Origin of the sequence: Arthrobacter sp. StoSoilB5 (assembly GCF_019977235.1) — a bacterium.
In the GTDB taxonomy this organism is placed as follows: Bacteria; Actinomycetota; Actinomycetes; order Actinomycetales; family Micrococcaceae; genus Arthrobacter.
In genome coordinates, this window is the sequence record NZ_AP024646.1 from 4735961 (window position 1) to 4759195 (window position 23235).

The window sequence follows — 23235 nt, forward strand, 5'->3', positions numbered from 1 at the left end:
CTTGCTGCCATGAGCGGCAATCACCCCTATCGCCGTGCCGGAGCGGTCATCGTTGCCGGCACGGTGGTGTGGTTTGTGGGTATCTCGCCGGTATCGCGTGTTTACGTCACCCCTGACGCCGCCGAACGTCTTCGCATGCTCAAGGCCGGCCAGCGTGGCTGGGTGGTCGGGCAGCACCTCGCCGCGGCCGGAACTGCCGCTGTACCCGTTGGATTCGCAGCATTTGCCCGTGGTGTTCCGGGCCGACGGGCCAAGCGGTGGGCTGTTGCAGCCGCGGCCGCTTTACTCGCAGGTGCTCCGCTCTTTGTCTCCAGTTTGTCCCGCCGCGCCTCGGACCTGGAACGCTTTGCCTATGGCCGTGGATCGAATGCGCCGTTCCTTGCCTATTCCGGGCTCCACGTTCTTGCTTTGGCTGCTCTCGGCGGAAGCCTTCTTTCGTTGCCCACCAAACGGTGGATCGGAGTCACGGCCGCAGCCAGCGCGCCCATCTACGGCGCCATCCTTGTGGCAAAGAAGGACATCCCGCCGTTCGTGTTCTACCTCGTCGAGGGCTTGGCGGGGGCGTACCTGATGACGTGGGATGGGACTGACCCAGCGGAAACCTAGAGCCTGCGGACCCTTGTCAGGATGGGCGCGGTTCGGTTGAGGGCAGGGTCCTTACGTGCATCTGCTGCAGCACCACGGACCGTCACTTTCACCGCATGTCCCACCACCGCTCCCAAGGCCTCATCACTGGGCGGACTTCCCGGCAAATTTTGTGAATCACGTTGCCTGTTGTTGAAACGCTCTGCGGCTTCGCGTTGCTCCTGGGCTCCGTTCCCGCGTTCGAGGATGTCCGAGACTCCGGCCTTCACGAGCTCCAGTTCACCTTGGTCGTCCAGGACAGGGCTCAGATAATCCACCAAGGCCCAAACCACATCAGCTGCCGGTTGGGGACGGAAGTCGCCAAAGTCCAGGAGGTCTCCGCGCAATCCAGAGTTGCTCGCTTGCCAACTCGCCATCCGGAGCAGGGCTGTCGGCACCGAGGCGGGCTCAACGCCGTCGAGCATTTCCAGGGAAGCGGTCTCCACTAAAGCCCTCACCAACACCGCAACCAGGGCTGCGTCCTCCGAACGGAGGCACACATCAGCCACCCTGACTTCCACGGTGGGATGGTTGCGGGAGATGCGGGCGTCAAAGTAAATCATGCCCTCGTCAAGGAGCACCCCGGTCTCCAGGAGGCGCTGGACCATCCGCCGGTAGGCAGTCAACGAGCCAAACACAGCGGAAGGGCCGGATGTTGGCCAACGGTTCCACGCCTGGATCCTGTAGCTCTCGAAACCCGTGGGCACCCCGCGCCAGTACGGTGAATTGGCGCTGATGGCCGTCAACACAGCGAGTTTGTCGCGGATATGATCCAGGACGACCACGCCCTCTTCAGGCGACTCCACGGCGGTGTGCACATGGAAGCCGCAGGTCAGTTGCTCGTGGGCCGTCAAACCGAAGCGTTCAAGCATCACGGCGAAGCGGGGATCAGGAGTCGTATGGGTGTTCTTAGCCAGGGGCGAGGTGGCAATCGCGGCCACCCGGGCGTCGTGCTTCCTGGCAGCGTCATTGGCCATCGCACGTCCACGCCGGATCTGCTGCAGGAGCTCGCTGTAGCTATGGCAAGGACGGGTCTGGGTTTCGATCTGTTCCAGCTTCAGTTCCTGGCTCAGGCCCGTCCCGGTTTCAGGGGGTGATTCCGTGCCAGCCAGCAGCGCATCCGCGAGGGCCAGGGGCTCGCCCGTCACAGGATCGACGATGAGTAGCTCTTCCTCAACCCCGAAAGTCCGCATGGGACCATTCTGCTTCATTCGGCCGGAGAAACCGCATGCTTAGTCCTGGAAGTACTCCACCTTGGCGCCGATGGTGTTCAAGCGCTCAGCTAGATCCTCATAGCCACGTTCAATCACGTAGATATTCCGAAGCTCCGATGTTCCACGGGCCGCCAACATAGCCAGGAGCAGGCACGCTGCCGGACGCAGGGCCGGCGGGCAGCCAATCTCCGCGGCGCGCCATTTGGTGGGTCCGTTGACGTAGATCCGGTGCGGGTCCAGGAGTTGCACTTGGGCGCCCAGCTTGTTGAGCTCCGTCAGGTAAATGGCACGGTTCTCGTAGACCCAGTCGTGGATCATGGTCTGGCCCTCGGCGTTGCCGGCGATCACGGCGAAGAAGGGCAGGTTGTCGATATTGAGCCCCGGGAACGGCATGGGGTGGATCTTGTCCTGCGGTGCGTGGAGCTCGGAGGGCTTGGTGGTGACGTCCACCAAACGCGTCCGACCGTTGCGCGCCATGTATTCACCTGAGATTTCGAGCTTTTGGCCCATCTGTTCCAGGGTGGCGAGTTCAATTTCCATGAACTCGATGGGAACCCTGCGGATGGTGACCTCGGAGTTCGTCACGATGCCCGCGGTGATCAGGCTCATGGCCTCTATGGGATCCTCGGATGGGAAGTACTCAATGTCAACGTCTATGGCTGACCGGCCGGTGATCTTCAATGTGGTAGTCCCGACGCCCTCGATGGTGACACCCAAACCCTGCAAGTAGAAGCAGAGATCCTGGACCATGTAGTTGGGGCTCGCGTTGCGGATCACAGTGCTGCCCTCGCGGTGCGCGGCGGCCATGATCGCGTTCTCGGTGACGGTGTCGCCGCGTTCGGACAGGACGAAGGAACGGTCGAGCCCATCGGCGGGGGGCGCCACCACGGAGTAGAAGCCCGACTTTGCCCCAACCGTGAGCCCGAACTGGCGCAACGCCTGCATGTGGGGCTCAACAGTTCGCGTGCCCAGGTCGCATCCACCGGCGTAGGGCAACAGGTATTCGGCAGTCTCGTCCAGGAGCGGGCCGAGCAGCATAATGACGCTTCGTGTGCGGCGGGCCGCCTCCACGTCCATCGATTCAAGGTCCAGGACCTCGGGCCGGCGGATACGGAGGTCGCTGCCGTTGAGCCAGGTGCATTCGACGCCGATGGACGTCAGCACTTCAACGATCCGGTTGACTTCTTCAATACGTGCCAAGCGACGCAGCGTGGTGGTGCCCCGGTTGATCAGGCTGGCACACAACAGGGCCACACCGGCGTTCTTGCTGCTGTTGACATCCACTTCGCCGGAGAGCGTGTGACCGCCCTCCACCCGGAGGTGCGTCATCTGCGGTTTGCCGACCTTGACGATGGAGCGGCCGAAGATGGCCTCCAGCCGTTCGATCATTCGGAGGCTGAGATTCTGCTTGCCCTGCTCCATTCGGGCGATAGCGCTCTGGCTGGTTCCCAGCTCAGAAGCCAACTGCCCCTGCGTCCAGCCCTTTTCGCTTCGCGCGTTGCGGAGCAGGAGGCCAACATGTTCGGCGGTAGGTTGCGTCATACACAAGAAATATCACAAGTGAGTTAGAAGTGATGCGCAAAATGCCGATTCAGCGAGAAACCTCACACCATACCCGCATCGTGCGATATCTGGCTCGAGAAGACCCAGCTCAAGCCCTAACGCCAGACGAAACTCCAGGTGCCCGCGCCAATCGCGGTCAGTACCGCAGCGGCAGCGATGACGAGGCCGCCAAGGAGCACCCACACATCCAGGAGCGAGTACGTCGATTCCCGGGCCCACGTTCGTTGTCCGCCACCGAAACCACGCGCTTCCATGGTGACGGCCAGCCGGGAGGCCCGCCGAACTGCCTGAACCAGCAGCCCGAAACTCTGGCCAAGCGTTGCCTTCAGCCGTTGCAGCGGGCTGCCCTGCGAACCCACACCGCGGGCCCGCCTGGCCATGCCGATTGTCTGCCATTCCTCCGCCATCAAACCCACCAAGCGCATGGCAGCCAGTGACCCGAGGACAAAGCGGTGTGGCAGCTTTGCCTTCTGTGCCAGCGCATCAGCCAAATCGGTGGGATCCGTGCAGGTCATCAGCAGGATCGCCGGCAGTGCGATTGCCAAGCCGCGCAGCATGAAACCCAGCCCCAGCTCAAGGGAACCCTCGCTGATGGACCAGAGTCCGACGTCGAGCAGTACAGACCCGCTGTCAGCCGCCACGATTGCGGTACTCCAACCGCCAATCGCCGCCGCGATGATGAGAGGCCATGCCCGTTGCCACAGGAGCCGCAGCGTGAGCCCAGCCAAGGGGAACAGAGCCAGCTCGGCGACGAGTGCCGTGGAAGCGGATACCCAGTCGATCGACAACGCCAGAACCAGCGAAATAAGAAATACGGAGACGAACTTAATCAAGGGGTTGGCGCGGGTGAGGAGGGCATGGTTGCCGCGGAGGTTCAGGGCGTCCCTCATGCTGCACCGGCTTCCTGGCGGGCTTCCTCGCCGTGCGGGTCCGGGAGCACTTGCGTCACCGGATGCAGCCGCAGCTCCGTACCGCCAAGGACCGCGCTGAATTCCTCATCGTGAGTCACAGAGACAACGGCAGTTCCGGCGTCAAGGAGTTCCGACAGGAACGATGCCAGTTCGGCCCAGGTATTGGCGTCCTGGCCGAACGTTGGCTCGTCCAGGACCAGCACTTTCGGGTGGGCTGCAAGCACCGTGGCCACGGACAGCCGGCGTTTCTCGCCGCCGGACAACGTGTAGGGGTTCGCGTCCACCAAATGCGTAAGCCGCAAACGCTCCAGCAATTCATCCACGCGTTCTTCACCATGTCCCAGATGTTTTGGCCCGAACATCAGCTCATCCAGGACATTGCCCGTGACGAACTGGTGCTCCGGTTCCTGGAACACAGTGCCAATGCGCGAAATCAGCTGATCCGCCTTCCACTTGAAGGGATCGATTCCAGCTCCCTCGGAAAGTTCGACGGCGGCACTCACCTTGCCGTCCACGGGCGCCAAAAGGCCGGCCAACGTGAGCGCAAAGGTGGACTTGCCGGCACCGTTGGGCCCGGTGATGGTGAGCGCCTGGCCGGACCTCACTTGAGCAGTGATGCCCGACTGCACGGGAACGGGCCGGATGGTTCTGAAGCCGCGACGGCCGGGCTTCTCGCGGGAAACAGCCAGGTCCTGTGCCACGAGGAGGAGCTGCGCGGTGGATTCATGGCCGTCCAATTCCTGAGCTGTGGTCCTGCGGGCGCGAGTGGCTGGAACGTATCCCGGCACCCACACTCCCGCTGCCATCAACATGGTGCGGGCTTCGGAGAGAACCTGATCCGGTGGGCCATCCAGAAGTACGCCGCCTCCCGCCGAGCCGGGCTGGAGGACTACGATCCTGTCCACCAGGTCCTTCCAAACGGACACACGGTGTTCCACAACAACCAACGTGGCGCCGGTCTTGTCCAGGCAGCGCTGCACGGCGTCCCGAACCTCAAGGACTCCAGCAGGATCCAGGTTGGCCGTAGGTTCGTCCAGCAGGATCAGCCCGGGCCGCATCGCCAGGATGCCAGCCAACGCAAGGCGCTGCTTCTGCCCCCCGGAGAGCGCTGCCGTGGGATGGTCCAGGGGCAGGCCGCCGCCAGCAGCGGTGCGCAACCCGACGTCGTCGAGCGCTTCATGGACGCGCGCCCATATCTCCCCGCGCGGGACGGCCAGGTTCTCGGCGCCGAACGCGACGTCGTCGCCCACCCGGGAGAGCACCACTTGGGTTTCCGGATCCTGCTGCATCAGACCGGCGCGGCCACGTTGTTCACGGGGAACAACGCCGTCGATCAACAGCGAGCCGGACTCGTCTGAATCGTCTTCCTCGTCACCCAACACGCCGGCAAGGGCATGCAGCAACGTCGACTTGCCTGCGCCTGAAGGACCCAGCAGCAGCACACGCTCGCCGGGCTCGATCCGGAGATCGAGGTCCTGGATGGCGGGCGCGGAACGGCCCGCATGCCGCCATCCCCACCCTTGGGCGGTAATGGCGGCAGGGCGGACCTGGTTGCTGCTTTCTTTCGCAGGCATTAGTTGAAGACTGGCTCCGAAGCAGCCTTGCGCGACGCGAAGGAGCTTAGGACGCCGGTCTTGGCCAGCCCGCGCGTGGCAACCCAGGACAGTGCGCCGGCGATGATCGCACCGGACAGCGTAGTGAAGGCGATGTAGGCCAACTTGTCGATTGCTTCGTAGGCGATGTTCCAGCCCCAGGGCAGGAAGGAATCGTTGAGACCGCAGAAGAGTCCGGAGCCCGCGCCTGCAAGGAGTGCCGTGGACAGGTTGAACTTCTTGTACCGGAACGCGGCGAAGACGAGTTCCGCTCCGAGCCCCTGCAGGACACCGGAGATGAGGACGGTGGTGCCGTACTGGGAACCCATGATGAGTTCACCGGTGGCGGCGACGGCTTCGCAGAACAGGGCTGCGCCCGGTTTGCGGATGATGAGCATGCCCAGGACAGCCGGGATCATCCAACCACCGGCGATCAAACCGGTGAGCGGCGGATACGTGGCGTTCATGGGGATGGATACGATTGCGGCGCCCTGGGACCAGGCCCAGAAGATCACGCCGCCGGCGATGGCAATCAATGCTGCCACCACGATGTCTACAACACGCCAGCTATAACTGGTCTTCTTCACGCTTGCCGTGGTCATTTTTTCTGCCTCCTGAGGTTACAGGAGGGGAAAGTGCTCCCCGGAACCTCCCGGCCGGCTTTCGCCGTCCGGATCCGGACACTCTGAGAAGCTCGACTCCCTTGCGCCGGTACTAACCGGATCAGGTTCGAGGGTCTGCGGCTGTCCGCACTCTCAGCGCCCTCGCGTCTCCTGCATCTCTGCAAGGTCCGACGGCGGCGCTCCCCTGTCGTTATTAATCTGCCCTTATGGGCGTGGTTCAGTTTACACCTGTGGGTGTTCGGGGGCTCCTTGGGCTGGTCATAAAGCGGTTGGCTCCCCGACTCCTGCGTTGCGGGGCCCGTTCTGCGCCCCATTCGCCCGCCTTGGCACGCACGCCAGGCCCCACAACCAGACCTGAGAGAATGATCGAGCAGAATCGACGCGGCAAAGGGGCATTTCATGACCGACCTTCCCATTACGGACAAGCAAGTTCCCCAACCCCGCCTGGCTGCGAGCGTTATCCTGCTCCGCGATGCCCCGGGCGGGCTTGAGGCCTTCGTCCAGCACAGGGTAGCCACCATGGATTTCGCTGCCGGAATGGTGGTCTTTCCGGGAGGTCGCGTTGATGCCGCAGACCAGGATGGCTGGGATTATCCGGCTGAATTGCTCCAACGGCATGCCGCAGACTGGCACCTGAGCTCCATCGCCGTCAATCCCGAACAGGCCCCGGCAAAGTCAGGCATGGTTCTCACCGCTGCTTTGCGCGAGGTTTGGGAGGAGGCCGGACTTGGCCTTGAGCCGTCGGACTTACGCCCTTGGGCCAACTGGGTCACGCCCACGGACATGCCCAAGCGCTTCGATACGTACTTCTATGTGGCCAAGCCTGCTCCGGACGCACAGCCCCAGCATCAGACCACTGAAGCGTGGCAATCACTCTGGATGCCCGTGGACGGGATTCTGACAGCCGAGGCCGCCGGTAACTTGCAACTGATGCCACCCACGTATTACCTGCTCAAGGAAATTGCCGGTCTCGGAACCGTGGATGCTGTCTGGTCAGCCGACCACGCCGTTGTTCCTGTCCTGGCCCCACGAGGTTCCATGGCAGCTTTCCTCAAGGAACGGGAAACCCGCCGCTAGTCCCAAGCCGCCAGGATCTGAGGCTAGGCTGGGGGCATGAACCTCTTTTTCAAGCTGCTGGGTGCCGGAGTAAGCCTGGGGGCCGGATTCGTCGGCACCAAATTGGTCAACAAGGGTTGGGAAAAGGCCACCGGCAACAAGCCGCCCAAGGGCAACGATGACATGGAAACGAGCCTCCGCTCAGCCTTGTCCTTCGCTCTGATTTCGGCCTTCGTCAGTACGCTCATCCAGGTTTTCGCGAGCCGTGGCACCCAGCGTGCAATCGCCCGGTTCGCCAAGACGCACGACATCGTCTAGGTAGAATCGTCGCCTGCCGCCCTTTGGACAACTGCTTCAAGCTCATCCTTGGTGAGCAGTTCACGGTGCCCGTGCTTGGTGCGGTAACCGGAGCGGCCCACCATGTGCGCCGAGACAGGAACCGTAAGCAGCTGGAAGATCCAGGCCACAAGCAGGACAGGCCACACCCACCAGGTTCGCATCTGGAGGCCGATCGCGGCCAGCAGCAGGAACAAGCCCAGCACCTGGGGCTTGGTTGCCGCGTGCATGCGGCTCATGAGGTCGGGGAACCGCAGAAGGCCAACGGCTGCCCCGAGCGACATCAGGGCACCCACCACCAGGAACACAGCCGTCACAGCATCAATGACGGCATCCACACCGCTCGCTTCAGGACTCATTGCTGTGATCCCTCCGATCCGCTACGAACCGGGCAAATGTCACAGAGCCTATGAAACCGATCACCGCGAGAGCCACCAGCAACACCAGGTTGTTCAGATGCCGGTTCATCGCCATGTCGATTGCCAGTGCGGCCCCAAGGATGGCCAGCAGGACATCCGACGCCAAAACGCGGTCCAACAAGGACGGGCCGATCGCGATGCGGACGATCGCTCCCACCGCGGCCAAGCTCAGGATCACTGCAGTGACCACAAGGACGAGTTCCTTCACGACGCTGCCCCTTCCATGCCCGGATGCGATTCGGCTTTGAGCGCATCGAGTTCTTCGCGCGTTCCCATGATCCGGATCAGCGCCGCCTCGATGTCTTGTACTTCCCGGCGGATCTTGTCGATATCAGCATCCTCGTAAATATTGAGCGCGTGCAGGTACAGCGTGGACGTCGAGCGGTCCACTTCCACCACCAGCGAGCCCGGGATCAGGGAAATAACGTGGCCGGTGGCCGTCACCATGAGGTCCGAATGGCTGCGCAACGGAACAGCGACGACGGCGCTGCGTACTTTGGGCCCTTTTGCCACGGCCAGGTAGAGGACCAGGAAGCTCGCTGCCGCCACTTTGCCCAGGAAAACCAGGGCGAACGAAAGGGCGCGCAGCACATTGAACCTGCCGCTGAGCTCCACCGGCGGAAGGTAGAAGAACTTGGCCACCAGCACGGCAATGAGTGCGCCGAACAGCAGGTTGCCTGGGCTGAAGTCCCGCCACAGGGCGCCCCAGACGATGACCAGCCATACCAGCAGCGGCAGTTCAGTGCGGAAGGAGATCGGTTTACGGCTCACTTGGCGGCCCCCGGCTGACCCACGGGTGGTACCTCCGCGGAGTCTCCCAGGACTGAGTGGATGTAGGCCGTGCGGTCCAGCATGATTTCCGCCGAGCCGTCCGCCAAATGGAAGAGTGGGCCGGCAAAGACCGTGAGCGCGACACCGAAGGCCACAAGGCCCGCGGTGGAGCCCACCATTGTCCGGGGGAGAACTCCCACGTTGCCTGGCGTCAGAAGCACGGGGTCGGGGTACTCTGCGTCCTCCGGCTTGCGCCAAAATGCCCTGTTCCAAACACGGGCTATTGCCAGCAACGTCAGGAGGCTGGTGACCACGCCGCCCACCACCAAAACGATGGCCAGCGGCGTCCCCAAGGCCACACCCGCCTGAAGGAGCCCGAGTTTACCGAGGAAGCCGGAGAAGGGCGGGATGCCAGCGAGGTTCATTGCCGGGACGAAGAACAGCAAGGCAAGGAGTGGCGAGAGCTTGGCCAGGCCACCCAAGCGGTCAATCGATGACGATCCGCCCCGCCGCTCGATGAGGCCCGTCACCAGGAACAGGCTGGTCTGCACGGTGATGTGGTGTGCCACGTAGAAGACTGCCGCGCCAAGGCCGGTCACGGACGACATTGCCAAGCCGAACACCATGTAGCCGATGTGGCTGACAAGGGTGAACGACAAGAGACGCTTGATGTCGCTCTGCGCCAAAGCACCAAGGATGCCCACCACCATGGTCAGCAGCGCCACCACCATGAGGGGCACGTTGAGGGTATCGCCAGGGAACAGGAGTGTCTCGGTGCGGACCATGGCATAGACACCCACTTTCGTCAGCAAGCCCGCGAAAACGGCTGTGACGGGGGCAGGTGCGGTTGGATAGGAGTCAGGAAGCCAGAAGGACAGCGGGAACACGGCCGCCTTGATTCCGAACGCCACCAGTAGCATCACGTGGAGCAGGTTTTGCGTGCCTGGATCCAGTTCGGCCAGCTTGATGGCGAGGTCCGCCATGGTGATGGTCCCCGTAGCTCCGTAAATCATGGCGATGGCAATGAGGAACAGGACTGAGGACACCACGGACACCACCACGTAGGTGACGCCAGCGCGGATACGGGGCCCCGTCCCGCCAAGGGTCATCAGCACATAGCTTGCCGTCAGCAGGATTTCGAAGCCCACGTACAAGTTGAAAAGGTCACCTGTCAGGAAGGCATTGGACACGCCAGCCACCAGGATCAAGTACGTGGGGTGGAAGATCGAGACCGGTGCTTCCTGGTCACCGTCAGCCATGCCTTGCCCGGTGGCGTAGATCAGGACCGCGAGGCTTACCACGGTGGAAACCACCAGCATGAGTGAGGAGAACTGATCCACCACCAACACCACGCCCCACGGCGGCAGCCAACCACCCAGCGTCACGGAGGTTGTTCCGCCGTCCCACACGGACGCCAGGAGCAGGCATTCGAGCAGGAGCGTCGCGCTGAGGATCACGATGCTGACCACCCGTTGGGCAGCAGTATGCCGGATCAGCACGAACGCGAGGGCTGCACCGAGGATCGGAAGGAGGACGGCTAGCGGCGACAGGTTTGCGAGGTTCATGCGCTGCCTCCTTCCTGGCTTCGAGCGGTGTTGGGGGTTTCGGTCGCATCCGGCCTGGCACGGTCCTCGGGACTTGCGGGAGTTATCGCGAACTCAGATGTTTCCAGCGGGACAATGGCGTCGTCTTCCGCGTCGAAGCTCGGAGTCCTGGCAACCCGGCGGTCTTCGATGTCATCCTGGATCTCGTCTTGCCGCGCCAAGGCCCATGTCCGGTAGATGATGCCAAGCATGAAGGCAGTCACGGCAAACGAAATGACGATGGATGTCAGGATGAGCGCTTGAGGCAGGGGGTCGTTGTACTCGCCGGGCGCTGTGTCTTTGGTGAACAGCGGCGCGAGTCCGGCGTACCCTCCCGTACTGAGGATCAGCAGGTTGGTCGCGTTGGCGAGCAGCATCAGGCCCAGCAGGACGCGCGTCAGGCTGCGCTCCAGGATCAGGTAGATGCCGCAGGCATACAAGACACCCATGACGATCAACAGGGTCAGGTTGATGCTCATGGGTTGCCTTTCGCCGAAGCGGCAGTTTCAGCGGGTTCAGGCTCGGCGACCTTAATCTCTCCGGCTTTCGCGCCCTTCCCTTCAAAATGCTCGTCGATCTCGGCGCCCAGGCTGCGAAGGACATCAAGAACCAGTCCCACCACGACGATGTAGACGCCGATATCGAAAATCGTGGAAGTGACGAACTTGACGTCGCCGAACACGGGCAGCCAGAACTCGATGATCGCGCTCTGGAACACCTGTCCACCGAGGAAGAGCGGCACGAAACCGGACGCCGCCGCCGTCGCGAGCCCCGTCCCCAAAAGTGTTCCCGCACTTACTGTCGCTGCCTCGCTCAACTCGAACCGGCCGCCAGCAAGGTATCGGATGGTAAGGGCAAGTCCGGCGGTCAGGCCGCCTGCGAAGCCGCCGCCAGGAAGGTTGTGGCCGGCCAGGAGAAGGTAGATGGAAAAGACGATCATCGAGTGGAAGATCAGCCGGGTGACCACTTCAAAGATGATCGACCTGCGCTCCGGGGCCAGCGTCCTGCCGGCAACGAGCCAGGCATCCCGGGTCACGTCGGTAAACTTCCTCGCCACTGCCAGCCGGGCACCGTCGCGGGAGTCACGGTCGACGCCGGTGCGCCGCCCCACGCTGCCCGCTGGCACTGCCTCTGAGGTTTTGATGCGATCGCCGCGGCTACGCACGAAAATCAGGCTGGCAACGCCGGTGGCGGCCACTGCCAGGACCGAAATTTCGCCGAAGGTATCCCACGCGCGGATGTCCACGAGGGTCACGTTGACCACGTTCAGGCCCCCGCCGCCTTCGTAGGCCAGCCGCGGAAATTCAAGGGAGACGGGCGTAGCCACGCGGGCACCCATGGCGTAGATGGCCACGAAAATCATGGTGATACCGAACGCGGCGCCAACAATCACGCGGATCACCCGGAGGCGGCCCCCCGTACGGTCGCGCAGTTCGGCGGGCAGGCTGCGCATTGCCAAAACAAAGGCCACCAGCACGATGGTTTCCACCAGCATCTGGGTCAGTGCGAGGTCAGGCGCACCCTGCAGGGCAAACATGAGTGCAATGCCATAACCCGTGACAGAGACCATGAGCACCGCCAGGAAGCGCTTGTTGGCGCGGACGGCAGCCAGCGCACCCACCACGATCCCCACCCCCGCGATCACCTGCAACGGAGAGTTCGGATCGATGAAATAGACACCGTCCGGCAGAGGTTTGTTGTTCAGGGTCAGGGCCGTGAGCGGTACTGCGAAGGCAACTGTGAGGATGACGGTCAGGTAGAAGTACAGCGAACCACGCTGGGTGCGGCCCGTGACCCACACCGCGACGTCATCCAATGCGCCAATCGTATGTTGGTACGCGCGGTCGCCGTCCACCCAATCGGGAACCAGGCCCTGCACGCGTGAAACAACGTTGCGGCCATAGAACATGGCGGCACCAGCCACAAACGTGATTGCGGTCAGTCCCAGAGCGGGAGTGAGCCCATGCCACAAAGCCAGGTGTCCGGCGTCGGCCGCTCCCTCTCCTTCAGCGAACAGGCTGGCGTACGGCTGGATCCAACTGTCCACCGGCGCGGGCCACAGCCCGTAAACAATGCTGAGGAAACTCAGAAGCGCGGGCGCGGCAAGGAAGGCGGGCTTGATGGCTTTGAACGGTGTGCGCTCCACACCGGACTTGGCGGCAAAGGCACCCCACATGAAACGCGCGCTGTACGCGAAGGTGAGGATGGAACCGATCACGAGCCCGATAAGGATCCATACGCCCCAAGCGGTTGCGTCGGGGCCCGTCCCATAGTGCACGAAGGCTTCAAACACGGACTCCTTGGCCACGAAACCCGCGAGCGGCGGCACCCCTGCCATGGATGCGGCCGCGATCGCGGCCACTACCCCGAGGGCTCGCGAGGACTGGAAGACGCCAGAGAGTTTACGGATGTCGCGGGTCCCGGATTGGTGGTCGATGATCCCGACCACCAGGAACAGTGCGGCTTTGAACAAGCCGTGGGCCAGGAGAAGCCCAAGCCCCGCGAGGGCGGCGTCAGCCCTGCCCAGCCCCACCACCATGGTGAGGAAGCCGAGCTGGCTCACCGTCCCGTAGGCGAGGATAAGCTTGATATCCGTCTGCCGGAGGGCCCTGTACCCGCCAACCAACATGGTGGCAAGGCCAAGGCCCAGGACCATCGGCAGCCAGAATTGCGAGTCCGCGAATCCCGGCGCCAGGCGCGCGACGATGTAGATACCGGCCTTCACCATGGCCGCGGCATGCAGGTAGGCGCTCACCGGGGTTGGGGCTGCCATGGCACCCGGAAGCCAGAAGTGGAAGGGCACCAGCGCCGATTTGGTCACGGCACCTACCAGGATGAGAACGACGGCGGCCCCCACCATCCCACTGGTGGTTCCGTTCACGAGCGTCCCGGCTTTGTCCAGAATGGCGGAGATCCGGTAGGTTCCGGCCGCTTGGCCCAGGATGATCAAGCCCACGAGCATTGCCAACCCGCCGGCCGTGGTGACCATCAGCGCTTGGAGGGCCGATCGACGCGCGGCCAGGCGGGTCCGGGCGTAACCGATGAGCAGGTATGACAGGACGGTAGTGAGCTCCCAGAAGATGAACAACACCAGGAGGTCATCGGACGTCACCAACCCAAACATCGCACCGGCAAAGGCCAGGAGTTGGGCCCCGAAACCGCCGAGCCCGGGATCCTTGTTCTTGAAGTACCGGGCGCAATAGACCAGGACCAGCGAGCCAATGCCAAGAATGAGCACTGACATGACCCATGCGAGCGCATCCATCCTGAAAGCAAACTCAAGCTTCAGGTCTGGGATCCAGGGGAATACTTCTTCTATGCCGCCGCCGGAATATACGGGCCCGTATTGGAGAACCAGCCACACGAAGGCGGCCGCGGGAACTGCTGCCAGGACATAGAAGGCATTCCGACCAAGTTTGCTGAAGATCAAGGGCGCCACAGTTGCCGCTACAAAGGTGATGGCGAGAACTGTGATCACTGTTTCTCCGCAAAGTCAGGAACGAATTGTCAAAAGTTGGAGCAGGCGGTCATACGTTGGGTTCAGTTGGACCAGTTTATCAAGCGGGCCGGACAGTTTTTGGCCGGAGCCGATGGGGCTGCGAATGAATTCCCGCTGCGTTATTCACATAGCGGTCTGTCATCTGCCCGCCACTGTCAGAGTCCCGATAGCATTCAGGCTATGAACGCGGCCGCAGTTCCCGAAGCCTCCCACCCAGCATCCGAGCTTGCCTCCGGACCTGCTTCTTCCAAGAAGGGCCAGATCCTCGCGTGGGCATCCTGGGATTGGGGCTCGGCTGCCTTTAACGCGATCATGACCACGTTTGTCTTCACCGTTTATTTGACCTCAAATGCCTTCGGCGGGGAGGACACCGCGTCTGCCGCGCTTGGTGCTGCCTTGGCTGTCGCGGGCCTGGCCATCGCGTTGCTGGCACCCGTGACAGGCCAACGTTCTGATGCCGGCGGACGCCGCAAACTCTGGCTCGGAGTCAACACCGCAGCCACGGCCGTACTCACCGCCCTGTGCTTCTTTGTGTTTCCGCAACCAGGATTCCTCCTCCTGGGCGTTTCCCTGATCGCACTTGCCAACATCTTCTTCGAGTTTGCCGGCGTGAACTACAACGCAATGCTGGCCCAGATCTCCACGCCCAAAAATATCGGCAAGGTCAGCGGCTTTGGTTGGGGCATGGGATACCTCGGTGGGATCGTTGCGTTGCTGCTGGTGCTGCAACTCTTCGTCCAGCCTTCTTTCGAATGGTTCGGTGCGTCCACTGAAGAATCATTGAACATCCGGCTCGTGGCCATTTTCTCGGCCCTGTGGTTCTTCGTCTTCGCCCTGCCCGTGCTGATTGCCGTTCCGGAAGTTTCCGTCAAGAAGGACACCGCTTCCCTGGGCTTCATCGCATCGTACAGACTGCTGTTCCGGCGCATCGCAGCCATCTACCGCACCAGTCCCCACACCATTTACTTCCTGCTCTCCAGCGCGATCTTCCGCGACGGCCTCGCAGCGGTCTTCACGTTCGGCGGAGTAATCGCAGCCGGAACGTTCGGTTTCGAACTTAAAGAAGTTATCTTCTTCGCAATTTTCGGCAACGTCGTCGCAGCCGTTGGCGCAATCATCGGCGGCTTCCTCGACGACAAAATCGGCCCGAAGGCAGTCATCGTGCTCTCCTTGGTGGGATTGCTCATCGCGGGCACATTCATCCTCGTGCTTGGCAACGGCAACTATGTCTTCTTCGGAAGCAGCTGGCCCGCCGCCAACACTTTCTGGATCTTCGGCCTGCTCCTGTGCCTGTTTGTCGGCCCCGCCCAGTCTTCGTCAAGGGCATACCTTGCCAGGCTCGCACCGGAGGGTGAGTCCGGAGAGCTCTTCGGGCTCTACGCCACCACAGGCCGGGCTGTCAGCTTCCTTGCACCCACCCTCTTCACCCTGTGCATCACAATTGCCGCTCCGATTGTTGAAGAAGGTGGAGCCCAGCGATGGGGCATCCTCGGCATCATGGTTGTCCTGCTTGCCGGCCTTCTGGTGATCCTGCCGGTGAAGCCGCCCAGCAAGACCCAAATCGCCGTGGTGCCGGATCACTGACTTCACTGCGACAGCTGGGCGCGAACGGCGTACCAGTGCAGTTCCAACAGAGTTAGGGTGGAGATATGAACGTGGATGAGACTGAACTCCCGGGCCTTGGGGTCCGTAAGGATTTCGTCACGGCCTCGGGCCGTCGCATCGGTGTCGTGGAGCTTCGCGAAGGCGAGACCGAACTCTTCGTGTCCACTTGGGATGACCCAGACACGTGCCAGGCTTCCATTCCCCTCACGGCAGATGAAGCCGCAACGCTGGGCAACCTCCTCGGCGGGCAGCACATCGCCATGCGCCTGGCAGAAGCCCACCGCGAGATCCCTGGCATCGTGACCCGCCAGTTCTCCATCACCCCTGATTCCCCGTTCGTGAACCAGCCCATGGGCAAAGCCCAGGTCCGTACCCGCAGTGGCGTCTCGATCGTTGCAATCATGCGCGAAGGCGAGGTCGTCCCCTCGCCCGCACCCGACGTCGTACTTCACACGGGTGATTTGCTCGTTGCGGTTGGCACCCAGGAAGGCCTCGACTCGGCGGCCGATATCCTCCGCAACGGCTGACCCGCCATGGATCCGCTCGCACTAGCCCTCGTTGAACTGGGGGCCGTCGTCTTCTGCCTCGGTCTCCTTGCTCGATTAGCGGGCCGGATCGGCATGTCCCCCATTCCGCTTTACCTTGTGGGTGGCTTGGCCTTCGGTGCAGGCGGCTTCGTCAGGCTTGATGGCATGCATGAGTTTGCCCATCTTTCAGGAGAAATTGGCGTCATCCTGCTGCTGTTGATGCTCGGATTGGAATACACCGCCTCAGAACTGGTCACCGGGCTCAGGCGTTCGTGGCAGGCCGGTGTCCTGGACTTCATCCTGAATTTCATCCCCGGCGCCGGAATAGCAGTTCTTCTGGGCTGGGGTCTTGTCGGCGCCATCGTAATGGGTGGCGTTACGTATATCTCGTCATCGGGAATCGCCGCCAAGGTCATCACGGACCTCGGGCGGATCGGTAACCGTGAAACTCCCGTGGTGCTCTCCATCCTCGTTTTCGAGGACCTCGCCATGGCCATCTACCTGCCCATCCTCACTGCCATCCTTGCCGGCGTCGGGTTCCTGGGCGGCCTGCAGACAGTGGGCATCGCGCTGGCTGTCGTCACGGTGGTACTGATCATCGCGCTCAAGCATGGACACCGTGTCTCCCAAGCCGTTCACAGCGAGAACTCTGAAGTGTTTCTGCTGAACGTGCTCGGTTTGGCCCTCTTGGTAGCCGGCATCGCCTCCGCACTCCAGGTCTCCGCGGCAGTGGGTGCATTCATGCTCGGCATCGCCATTTCCGGCGCTACAGCCCACAATGCCACCCGCATCCTTGAGCCGCTGAGGGACTTGTTTGCGGCAATCTTCTTCGTTGCCTTCGGCCTCAACACCGACCCAACGTCCATCCCGCCCGTCCTGGGGTGGGCACTGCTGCTCGCCCTGCTGACAACCGCCACCAAAATGGTCACGGGATTCTGGGCAGCCAAACGTGCGGGCATCGCAATGCCCGGCCGCTTCCGCGCTGGAGCCGCCCTGATTGCGCGTGGCGAGTTCTCCATCGTCATTGCTGGCCTGGCGGTGGCGTCGGGAGCCGTGCCGGACGAAGTAGCCGCCCTGGCTACGGCCTACGTCCTCATCATGGCCATCTTGGGTCCGCTTGCAGCCCGCTTCGTGGAGCCTGTTGTCAAGGCACTCCGCAAGAGCCCCCGCACACCGCCGCGCGCCGCGGAGCGCGCCACAGCCTGACGGTTGGCGCCTGACGGTCAGCGCCTGGCACCCAGCCGGTTTCCGGCTAGATGGCAGTCCGGTGGAAGTTCTGGTGGCTGCGGCTGGCGGTGGGTCCGCGCTGGCCTTGGTAGCGGTTGCCGTATTCACCGGAACCGTAGGGGTGCTCCGCCGAGGATGTCAGGCGGAAGAAGCACAACTGGCCGATCTTCATACCCGGCCACAGCTTGATGGGCAGCGTGGCCACGTTGGAAAGCTCCAGAGTGACGTGCCCGGAGAAGCCGGGGTCGATGAAGCCCGCTGTGGAGTGCGTCAGCAAACCAAGCCGGCCGAGGGAAGACTTACCCTCGAGGCGGGCAGCGATGTCGTCGGGCAGGCTCACTGTCTCGTAGGTGGAGCCGAGTACGAATTCGCCCGGGTGCAGGATGAATGGCTCATTGCCTTCCACTTCCACCAACCGGGTCAGCTCAGGCTGCTCCTCGGCGGGGTCGATGTGGGCATATTTGTGGTTGTCGAAGAGCCGGAAAAACCGGTCAATCCGTACGTCCACGGAAGACGGCTGAACCATCGCGGGATCGTACGGTTCAAGGACAATCCGTTGGGAGTCTATTTCGGCACGAATATCGCGGTCAGAGATCAGCACAGCATCAAAAATACCCCATGCATTGTCCGGGCCGCCCCATGGGACTATAGTTCCCGGACATGTAAAGCCGCGCCCGTACTTGGGGGCAACGAGCATTCGCGGGGTAATTGTGGGGAAATTGTCAGCGCCTGCGGCTATCGTGCTGGCTGGCGCGCTGGCCGTATTGGTAGCCGCGTCGAGCCAAATCCTGCCAGCTACAGAGGCAGTATCTGGCGGCGGCACTACTTCTTCGGGCAGCGTCCCTTCCGGCCTCACGGCCCCCGAGACACGCACGACGCCGGCCCCCGCACCTTTGGAAGGTGCTCCCGCGGCCAGTGGAGAAGCCAGCGGCGACCCTACGCCGGGGACGAGTCCCGGTTTCGAAAGCGGTGTGCCGACTAGACCGATCGCAGTAGATCCGACTGTTGAGACGCCCCCTCCGGTGCCGAACATCGGGCCCTTATGGGGCCCCGACGATCCTTCCTCCGACGGCATTCATTCCGGGAATCCAGAGGCCAGCGAGCCAGCAGCCCCCACTCCTCCTGCCGCGCCGGCACCGCCGTCGGCCGCTTCCCCAACATCCGTCCCGATGCCAACAGCACCTGCCGCAGGACCTGGTCCGTCGGAATCACCGACGCCAACTGCGCCACCAACTCAAACAACGACGCCGTCGCCAACACCCTCACCAACTCAAACATCTACGCCGTCACAAACGGCTTCCGAGGCGTCACCAACGCCAGCCCCACCCACGCCCACGCCATCTTCAACGCCAGCCCCACCCACGCCCACCCCCTTCCCCGGCAAGACCCCAAGCAGCGATCCGGATCCGGACAACGGAGCCCTTGCGCTACTCCCGGACGACAACACCGCGGCCATCCTGACGGTGTTCAACGCCATCAACAGCTACCGCGCGTCTCTGGGCCTTGCCCCGGTGAAGTATCACGCAACAGTGGCGAGCCTGGCCCAGGAATGGTCGAACAGCATCGCCAGCCGCGAAGTGATCCAGCACCGGGCCAATTTCTGGACGGATCCTCGCGCGCTCAACCCGAACAACGGCGCGGGTGAGGTCATTGCTGTCCGGTGGGATCGTGACGCTGCCCAACTCGTGGAGTGGTGGAAGGGTTCCCCGGGCCACGACGCCCTGCTGCGTGATCCCCGCTTCAATGTGATGGGCATCGGGATCACGTATACGGACGGCAACTGGCAAACCACCCCCAACCGCTACACGCTGTGGGGCGTGGTCAACTTCTTCGGCTACACCACGTTGCCTGCCGGAACTACGACGCGGCCAGGCGGGACGGTGGTGCCGCCCACAGACCCAGTGGGTGTGTGCGAACCCGGAGGCAAGTACCAGCCGCCTACCGTGGACCTGGGCGCGGCGGCCATCCGCAGCGCCGCAGACCTTGTTTCCATCAGCTCGGATGGGACGGTCTACTCCTACCCGTCCCTGGGCAACGCCAAGTATGGCTCCGCCCGCAAGATCGGAATCGGCTTCACAGGACTCAAAGAACTGTTCGTATCGGATTGGGACCGTGACGGCGTCTTTGACCTCATCGCCCAACGCCTGGACGGTGCACTCCTGGTGTACCCGGGCATGCAGTCAGGCGGCTTCGGATCCCCGGGAGTCCTGGGCCAGGGGTGGGAGTCCCTCAATATAGCCGTGGGCACTTGGTGCGCAAACAACCGGCTCCCACAAATAGTGGCGATGGACGGATCCGGGGGGCTTTGGTTCTATAAGAATTCCGGAATGACATACATCCGCACCCAGGCAGCGATCGGAACAGGCAACAAGGCCGTCCGGCTCAGCATGGTTGATTACAACGCGGATGGTTTCCAGGACCTCCTCACCGTCGAGCCCAATGGGTACCTGAGGTTGTACCGCGGCAGCGGACTGGGCCTCCCAAAGCAGGAGGCCAGGCCTGTGGTGGGTGCGGCGTGGACCGACTACGCCGGTTTGCGTTCACTTCAAGGAGTGACGGGCGCAAACACCACCGGCATTGCTGGACTCGGCACTAATGGAGTGCTGGAGTACTGGGACCTCACCTCGGGCGGCCTCACGACGCCGGTCATCGTCGGCGGCGGATGGAGCGGCTTCAAGCTGGCACAGTAATCAAGCCGCGGAGTCAATCAAGCCGCGGAGTCGGACTCAATGACGGTCTTGAGTTGCTCCAACTGGGCAACTTCAGATTCCATCGTTTTCTGGATCATGCCGTTCATGAGTTTTTGCAGGCCCTTGGGGTGATACTCCAGGGCGAACCTGAGCCGCGTAGTCTTGCCCTCGGTGCTGAGGTAGTAGCCGCCCGTAGGCCGGGCGGGTCCGGCCACCACCGCAAAGCGCACTTCTGCGCCGGGCCGGGCCTCAGTAATCTCGAAGTCAGCAGCGATGGGCCGTCCCCCCGGGCCGGTGAGCGTTTGCTGGTAGACCGCGCCCTTCTGGCCACGGACACCGGATCTAAGCGAGATGCTGCGCACGCCCGAGCGCCAGAGGGAGTTGTTCATGCCGTCTATCAGGAATCCATAAACGGTCATGGCATCCCTGCTGATCACCACTTCATAAGCTGCAAATGCCACGGAAACCTCTTTCGGCGTACGGTTCGAATGTCGTAGCCCGGTTCCCCATACACTGCAGCTAACACCTTCAGAATAGTCAGCCGCGCTTGCCTGCGACACAAGACAAACGAGCCTTGACCGAATGGTTACCTGGCGGCGTATCTGAGACACAGCTGACACATAGTCCCGGGCCGGGTAGAGTTCGTGCGGCTGGCAAAACCAAATTGGGGGCGTAATGCGAGTACTGAATCATCCGTCTGTCTGCGGGAACTCTGTCAGAGGGAACGCACGACGACGACTGGCCGCTTGCGCCGCCTTCCTCGCACTAGCGGTGGCTGGCGGAGTCATAACCGCGGCGCCTGCGGCGGCAATGCCAACAACGGTACCCGCGGCTGCGGCATCTACGGCGGCATCCTCATCCGCGAACAAAGTGGCAGCACCCACCACGGTGAACCCGCTGCCAAGCGTGGACCCCATCGGGGACCCTGCCAGCTTTTCGGTCCTTGTCAATAAATCCAGGCCCCTGAATCCCGCAAGCTACGCCCCTGGCGACCTCGTCAATGCCCGCGGCTCGGGCCAGTATCTGCGGGCCGAAGCCGCTGCCTGGCTCAACGGCCTGTTCCAGGGAGCGGCCGACGCCGGGACCGGGGGCCTGTCGATCGTGAGCGGATACCGGTCCTATGCCCAGCAACAGCAGGTCTATTCGTACTACGTCAGCATCTATGGCCAGGCCTATGCCGACACCATCTCGGCACGTCCCGGGTACAGCGAGCACCAGACCGGCCTCGCCATGGACATCGGCAATGCTGCTGGTTCCTGTGGCCTGAGCACGTGCTTCGGAGATACAGCGGCCGGCAAATGGGTGGCAGCGAACGCCCATAAGTACGGCTTCATCGTCCGGTACCCCGAGGGCTACACGGGCACCACCGGCTACAGCTACGAGCCCTGGCACTTGCGCTACGTTGGCGTAGCGCTGGCCACCGACATGAACCGGCGGGGATTCCCGACGCTCGAGCATTACTTCGCCGGAAACCCGGCAGCCGCTGCCAGCATCAAGTCCGGCGCCGACCTCGTAGCGGCAGACTCTTCCGGCCGGATGCTGCGTTACCCCGCGACGGCGGCAGGAGGTTATGCGGCACCCGTCCAGATAGGTTCGGGTTGGACCGGCTTGAAACAAGGCTTCGTGGTGGACTGGGACATTGACGGCATTTACGACATCCTTGCGCAGTGGAACAACGGCGTCCTGGGCGTTTATCGTGGCCTCCCCGGAGGCGGCTTCGCCGGACAGGTCGTGGTGGGCAACGGCGGCTGGGATCGCATGACCATCACCGTCGGCAAGTGGACGCACGCTCACGGCCGGCCCGGCGTCGTCGGATATTTCCCGGACGGTGTGCTGCGCTATTACCCCAACACATTCGGCGGGGCGCTGAGCGCTCCGCAGGTCATCGGCAAGGGCTGGAACGGCCTGGAACTGACCATGGCCGATTGGGAGGGCGACGGCGCGAACGACATCCTTGCAAGGACAACTTCCGGGTCCCTGATCAACTACCGGGGAGACGGCTGGGCTGGCTTCTACGGGCCGGCCACAACTGTTGGCACAGGTTGGCAGTACACGCGCGTCCTGCTGCCGAGCTTCGGATTGACGGGCGCCGGCACGCGCGGCATCACTGCCCAAACCGCCGATGGCAACCTCTACAACTACGGTCTCGGCAGGGCCTCCTGGACCACCTACGCGCAGGTTGGATCCGGCTGGAACGGCCTGAAGCTCTTCAAATAGACATGGCATGCGCGCCTGTCATGAGGAGCCCCGCAACTGCGCTAAGCTAGGACTCGCTCCGGCGAACACCCGGAGCGACGCGGGCGTAGCTCAATGGTAGAGCGCTAGCTTCCCAAGCTCGATACGCGGGTTCGATTCCCGTCGCCCGCTCCATCATGACCCCTTGCCTCCGGGTAGGGGGTCATCTTGTTGGAAAGCCGTATGGTCCTGACCCGCGCACGCACCAGATAAGGCCCCGCACCCGTCGACCCGGGCGGCCCTTGAGCCTAAACTCGTAGATACATCCACCTATCCGGGAGGTCCCCCATGACTCTCACCGACGATGCTGAGGCGGGTCCACTCGCCGTCATCCACCGCCTGCTGGAAGCCACGAACAAGCACGATCTGGAAGCCTTGGCCGAATGTTTTGCGCCGGGTTACGTCAATGAGACGCCTGCCCACCCCACCAGGGGCTTCACGGGCAGGGACGCCATCCGTAGCAACTGGGAGCAGCTCTTTACAGGGGTGCCGAACATCAGAGTCCGAATGGTGTCCCATAGCGTGGCCGGCAACCAGGCCTGGACAGAGCTGCACATGCAGGGCTCGTGGCGGGATGGCACGCCGCATGAGCTCACCGGCGTCATCATTTTCGGCGTGGAAGAGAGCGTCATTAACAGTGCACGCTTCTACATGGAGCCTGTGGAGCACTTCGTTCGCGTTGATGACACCGCGGACCGCGTCAGCCACCGGGTAACCCATGGCCGGCCGGCCGTCGAGCCGGCACAGTGAGTCAGCTCGA

General features: G+C 62.8%; 22 protein-coding genes, 1 tRNA gene and 1 riboswitch. Of the genes, 10 read left to right on the forward strand and 13 right to left on the reverse strand.

Annotated features, from left to right (window positions below):
- The first annotated feature begins 9 nt into the window (after nucleotides 1-9).
- Complete coding sequence (locus LDN75_RS21480) at nucleotides 10-606, forward strand: hypothetical protein (RefSeq protein WP_223934704.1); 597 nt, start codon at nucleotides 10-12, stop codon at nucleotides 604-606.
- On the opposite strand, the gene LDN75_RS21485 is transcribed toward LDN75_RS21480, so the two are convergent.
- The 5 genes from LDN75_RS21485 to LDN75_RS21505 all read right to left on the reverse strand — a co-directional run bounded on the left by LDN75_RS21485 (nucleotide 603) and on the right by LDN75_RS21505 (nucleotide 6506).
- Nucleotides 603-1817: a glutamate--cysteine ligase gene (locus LDN75_RS21485; protein WP_223934705.1), complete on the reverse strand. Its 1215-nt coding sequence runs from the start codon at nucleotides 1815-1817 to the stop codon at nucleotides 603-605. The two genes, LDN75_RS21480 and LDN75_RS21485, sit on opposite strands and share 4 nt — an antisense overlap.
- 39 nt (nucleotides 1818-1856) lie before the next feature.
- A complete protein-coding gene (locus LDN75_RS21490; protein WP_223934706.1) occupies nucleotides 1857-3380 on the reverse strand; it encodes a UDP-N-acetylglucosamine 1-carboxyvinyltransferase in 1524 nt (507 codons plus the stop codon).
- A gap of 116 nt (nucleotides 3381-3496) precedes the next feature.
- Nucleotides 3497-4291, reverse strand: coding sequence for an energy-coupling factor transporter transmembrane component T (locus tag LDN75_RS21495; protein ID WP_223934707.1), 795 nt, complete (start codon nucleotides 4289-4291; stop codon nucleotides 3497-3499).
- Nucleotides 4288-5886 carry an ABC transporter ATP-binding protein gene (locus tag LDN75_RS21500; protein ID WP_223934708.1) on the reverse strand — a complete coding sequence of 533 codons (1599 nt, stop codon included), beginning with the start codon at nucleotides 5884-5886 and terminating at the stop codon, nucleotides 4288-4290. Before LDN75_RS21500 ends, LDN75_RS21495 begins: the two co-directional genes overlap by 4 nt.
- A complete protein-coding gene (locus LDN75_RS21505; protein ID WP_223934709.1) occupies nucleotides 5886-6506 on the reverse strand; it encodes an ECF transporter S component in 621 nt (206 codons plus the stop codon). The genes LDN75_RS21500 and LDN75_RS21505 overlap by 1 nt, the downstream gene beginning before the upstream one ends.
- Before the next feature lie 80 nt (nucleotides 6507-6586).
- A riboswitch (TPP riboswitch) is annotated at nucleotides 6587-6723 on the reverse strand.
- 203 nt (nucleotides 6724-6926) lie between these two features.
- Between LDN75_RS21505 and LDN75_RS21510 the strand changes: the two genes are divergently transcribed.
- Together LDN75_RS21510 and LDN75_RS21515 are read left to right on the forward strand one after the other, a co-directional pair.
- On the forward strand, nucleotides 6927-7604 hold the full coding sequence (locus LDN75_RS21510; RefSeq protein ID WP_223934710.1) for an NUDIX domain-containing protein: 678 nt from the start codon (nucleotides 6927-6929) through the stop codon (nucleotides 7602-7604).
- Between the two features lie 36 nt (nucleotides 7605-7640).
- Nucleotides 7641-7901 (forward strand): DUF4235 domain-containing protein, encoded by a 261-nt coding sequence (locus tag LDN75_RS21515; RefSeq protein WP_223934711.1) that lies wholly within the window; start codon nucleotides 7641-7643, stop codon nucleotides 7899-7901.
- Here the strand turns inward: LDN75_RS21515 and mnhG are convergent.
- Genes mnhG through LDN75_RS21545 form a run of 6 tightly spaced genes read right to left on the reverse strand, consistent with a single transcriptional unit; the run spans nucleotide 7898 to nucleotide 14170 of the window.
- Nucleotides 7898-8278, reverse strand: a complete 381-nt coding sequence (gene mnhG / locus LDN75_RS21520; RefSeq protein ID WP_223934712.1) for a monovalent cation/H(+) antiporter subunit G — start codon at nucleotides 8276-8278, stop codon at nucleotides 7898-7900. The two genes, LDN75_RS21515 and mnhG, sit on opposite strands and share 4 nt — an antisense overlap.
- Entirely contained in the window at nucleotides 8268-8546 is a 279-nt protein-coding gene (locus tag LDN75_RS21525; RefSeq protein WP_223934713.1) for a monovalent cation/H+ antiporter complex subunit F, read from the reverse strand. Before LDN75_RS21525 ends, mnhG begins: the two co-directional genes overlap by 11 nt.
- A complete protein-coding gene (locus LDN75_RS21530; protein ID WP_223934714.1) occupies nucleotides 8543-9109 on the reverse strand; it encodes a Na+/H+ antiporter subunit E in 567 nt (188 codons plus the stop codon). The genes LDN75_RS21525 and LDN75_RS21530 overlap by 4 nt, the downstream gene beginning before the upstream one ends.
- On the reverse strand, nucleotides 9106-10674 hold the full coding sequence (locus LDN75_RS21535) for a Na+/H+ antiporter subunit D (protein WP_223934715.1): 1569 nt from the start codon (nucleotides 10672-10674) through the stop codon (nucleotides 9106-9108). Before LDN75_RS21535 ends, LDN75_RS21530 begins: the two co-directional genes overlap by 4 nt.
- The gene (locus LDN75_RS21540; RefSeq protein ID WP_223934716.1) at nucleotides 10671-11171 is read right to left on the reverse strand and encodes a Na(+)/H(+) antiporter subunit C; all 501 of its coding nucleotides are present in this window, start codon (nucleotides 11169-11171) and stop codon (nucleotides 10671-10673) included. The genes LDN75_RS21535 and LDN75_RS21540 overlap by 4 nt, the downstream gene beginning before the upstream one ends.
- Nucleotides 11168-14170, reverse strand: a complete 3003-nt coding sequence (locus LDN75_RS21545; RefSeq protein ID WP_223934717.1) for a Na+/H+ antiporter subunit A — start codon at nucleotides 14168-14170, stop codon at nucleotides 11168-11170. The genes LDN75_RS21540 and LDN75_RS21545 overlap by 4 nt, the downstream gene beginning before the upstream one ends.
- A gap of 201 nt (nucleotides 14171-14371) precedes the next feature.
- On the opposite strand from LDN75_RS21545, the gene LDN75_RS21550 reads away from it, so the two are divergent.
- The 3 genes from LDN75_RS21550 to LDN75_RS21560 all read left to right on the forward strand — a co-directional run bounded on the left by LDN75_RS21550 (nucleotide 14372) and on the right by LDN75_RS21560 (nucleotide 17529).
- Nucleotides 14372-15775, forward strand: a complete 1404-nt coding sequence (locus tag LDN75_RS21550; protein ID WP_223934718.1) for an MFS transporter — start codon at nucleotides 14372-14374, stop codon at nucleotides 15773-15775.
- 65 nt (nucleotides 15776-15840) lie between these two features.
- On the forward strand, nucleotides 15841-16323 hold the full coding sequence (locus LDN75_RS21555; RefSeq protein ID WP_216927152.1) for a cation:proton antiporter regulatory subunit: 483 nt from the start codon (nucleotides 15841-15843) through the stop codon (nucleotides 16321-16323).
- 6 nt (nucleotides 16324-16329) lie between these two features.
- Nucleotides 16330-17529, forward strand: a complete 1200-nt coding sequence (locus LDN75_RS21560; protein WP_223934719.1) for a cation:proton antiporter — start codon at nucleotides 16330-16332, stop codon at nucleotides 17527-17529.
- Nucleotides 17530-17575: 46 nt separating this feature from the next.
- Here LDN75_RS21560 and dcd read toward each other — a convergent pair whose 3' ends face one another.
- A complete protein-coding gene (dcd, locus tag LDN75_RS21565) occupies nucleotides 17576-18151 on the reverse strand; it encodes a dCTP deaminase (protein ID WP_216927188.1) in 576 nt (191 codons plus the stop codon).
- A gap of 568 nt (nucleotides 18152-18719) precedes the next feature.
- Between dcd and LDN75_RS21570 the strand changes: the two genes are divergently transcribed.
- Nucleotides 18720-20240: a CAP domain-containing protein gene (locus tag LDN75_RS21570; protein ID WP_223934720.1), complete on the forward strand. Its 1521-nt coding sequence runs from the start codon at nucleotides 18720-18722 to the stop codon at nucleotides 20238-20240.
- 17 nt (nucleotides 20241-20257) lie between these two features.
- Here the strand turns inward: LDN75_RS21570 and LDN75_RS21575 are convergent, their stop codons facing one another.
- Entirely contained in the window at nucleotides 20258-20701 is a 444-nt protein-coding gene (locus tag LDN75_RS21575) for an SRPBCC family protein (protein ID WP_223934721.1), read from the reverse strand.
- 349 nt (nucleotides 20702-21050) lie between these two features.
- Between LDN75_RS21575 and LDN75_RS21580 the strand changes: the two genes are divergently transcribed.
- From LDN75_RS21580 to LDN75_RS21590, 3 genes are all read left to right on the forward strand, one after another.
- Nucleotides 21051-22457, forward strand: a complete 1407-nt coding sequence (locus tag LDN75_RS21580; RefSeq protein ID WP_223934722.1) for a M15 family metallopeptidase — start codon at nucleotides 21051-21053, stop codon at nucleotides 22455-22457.
- Between the two features lie 79 nt (nucleotides 22458-22536).
- Nucleotides 22537-22610, forward strand: a tRNA-Gly gene (locus tag LDN75_RS21585).
- 153 nt (nucleotides 22611-22763) lie between these two features.
- Entirely contained in the window at nucleotides 22764-23225 is a 462-nt protein-coding gene (locus tag LDN75_RS21590) for a nuclear transport factor 2 family protein (protein ID WP_223934723.1), read from the forward strand.
- Nucleotides 23226-23235 lie beyond the last annotated feature (10 nt).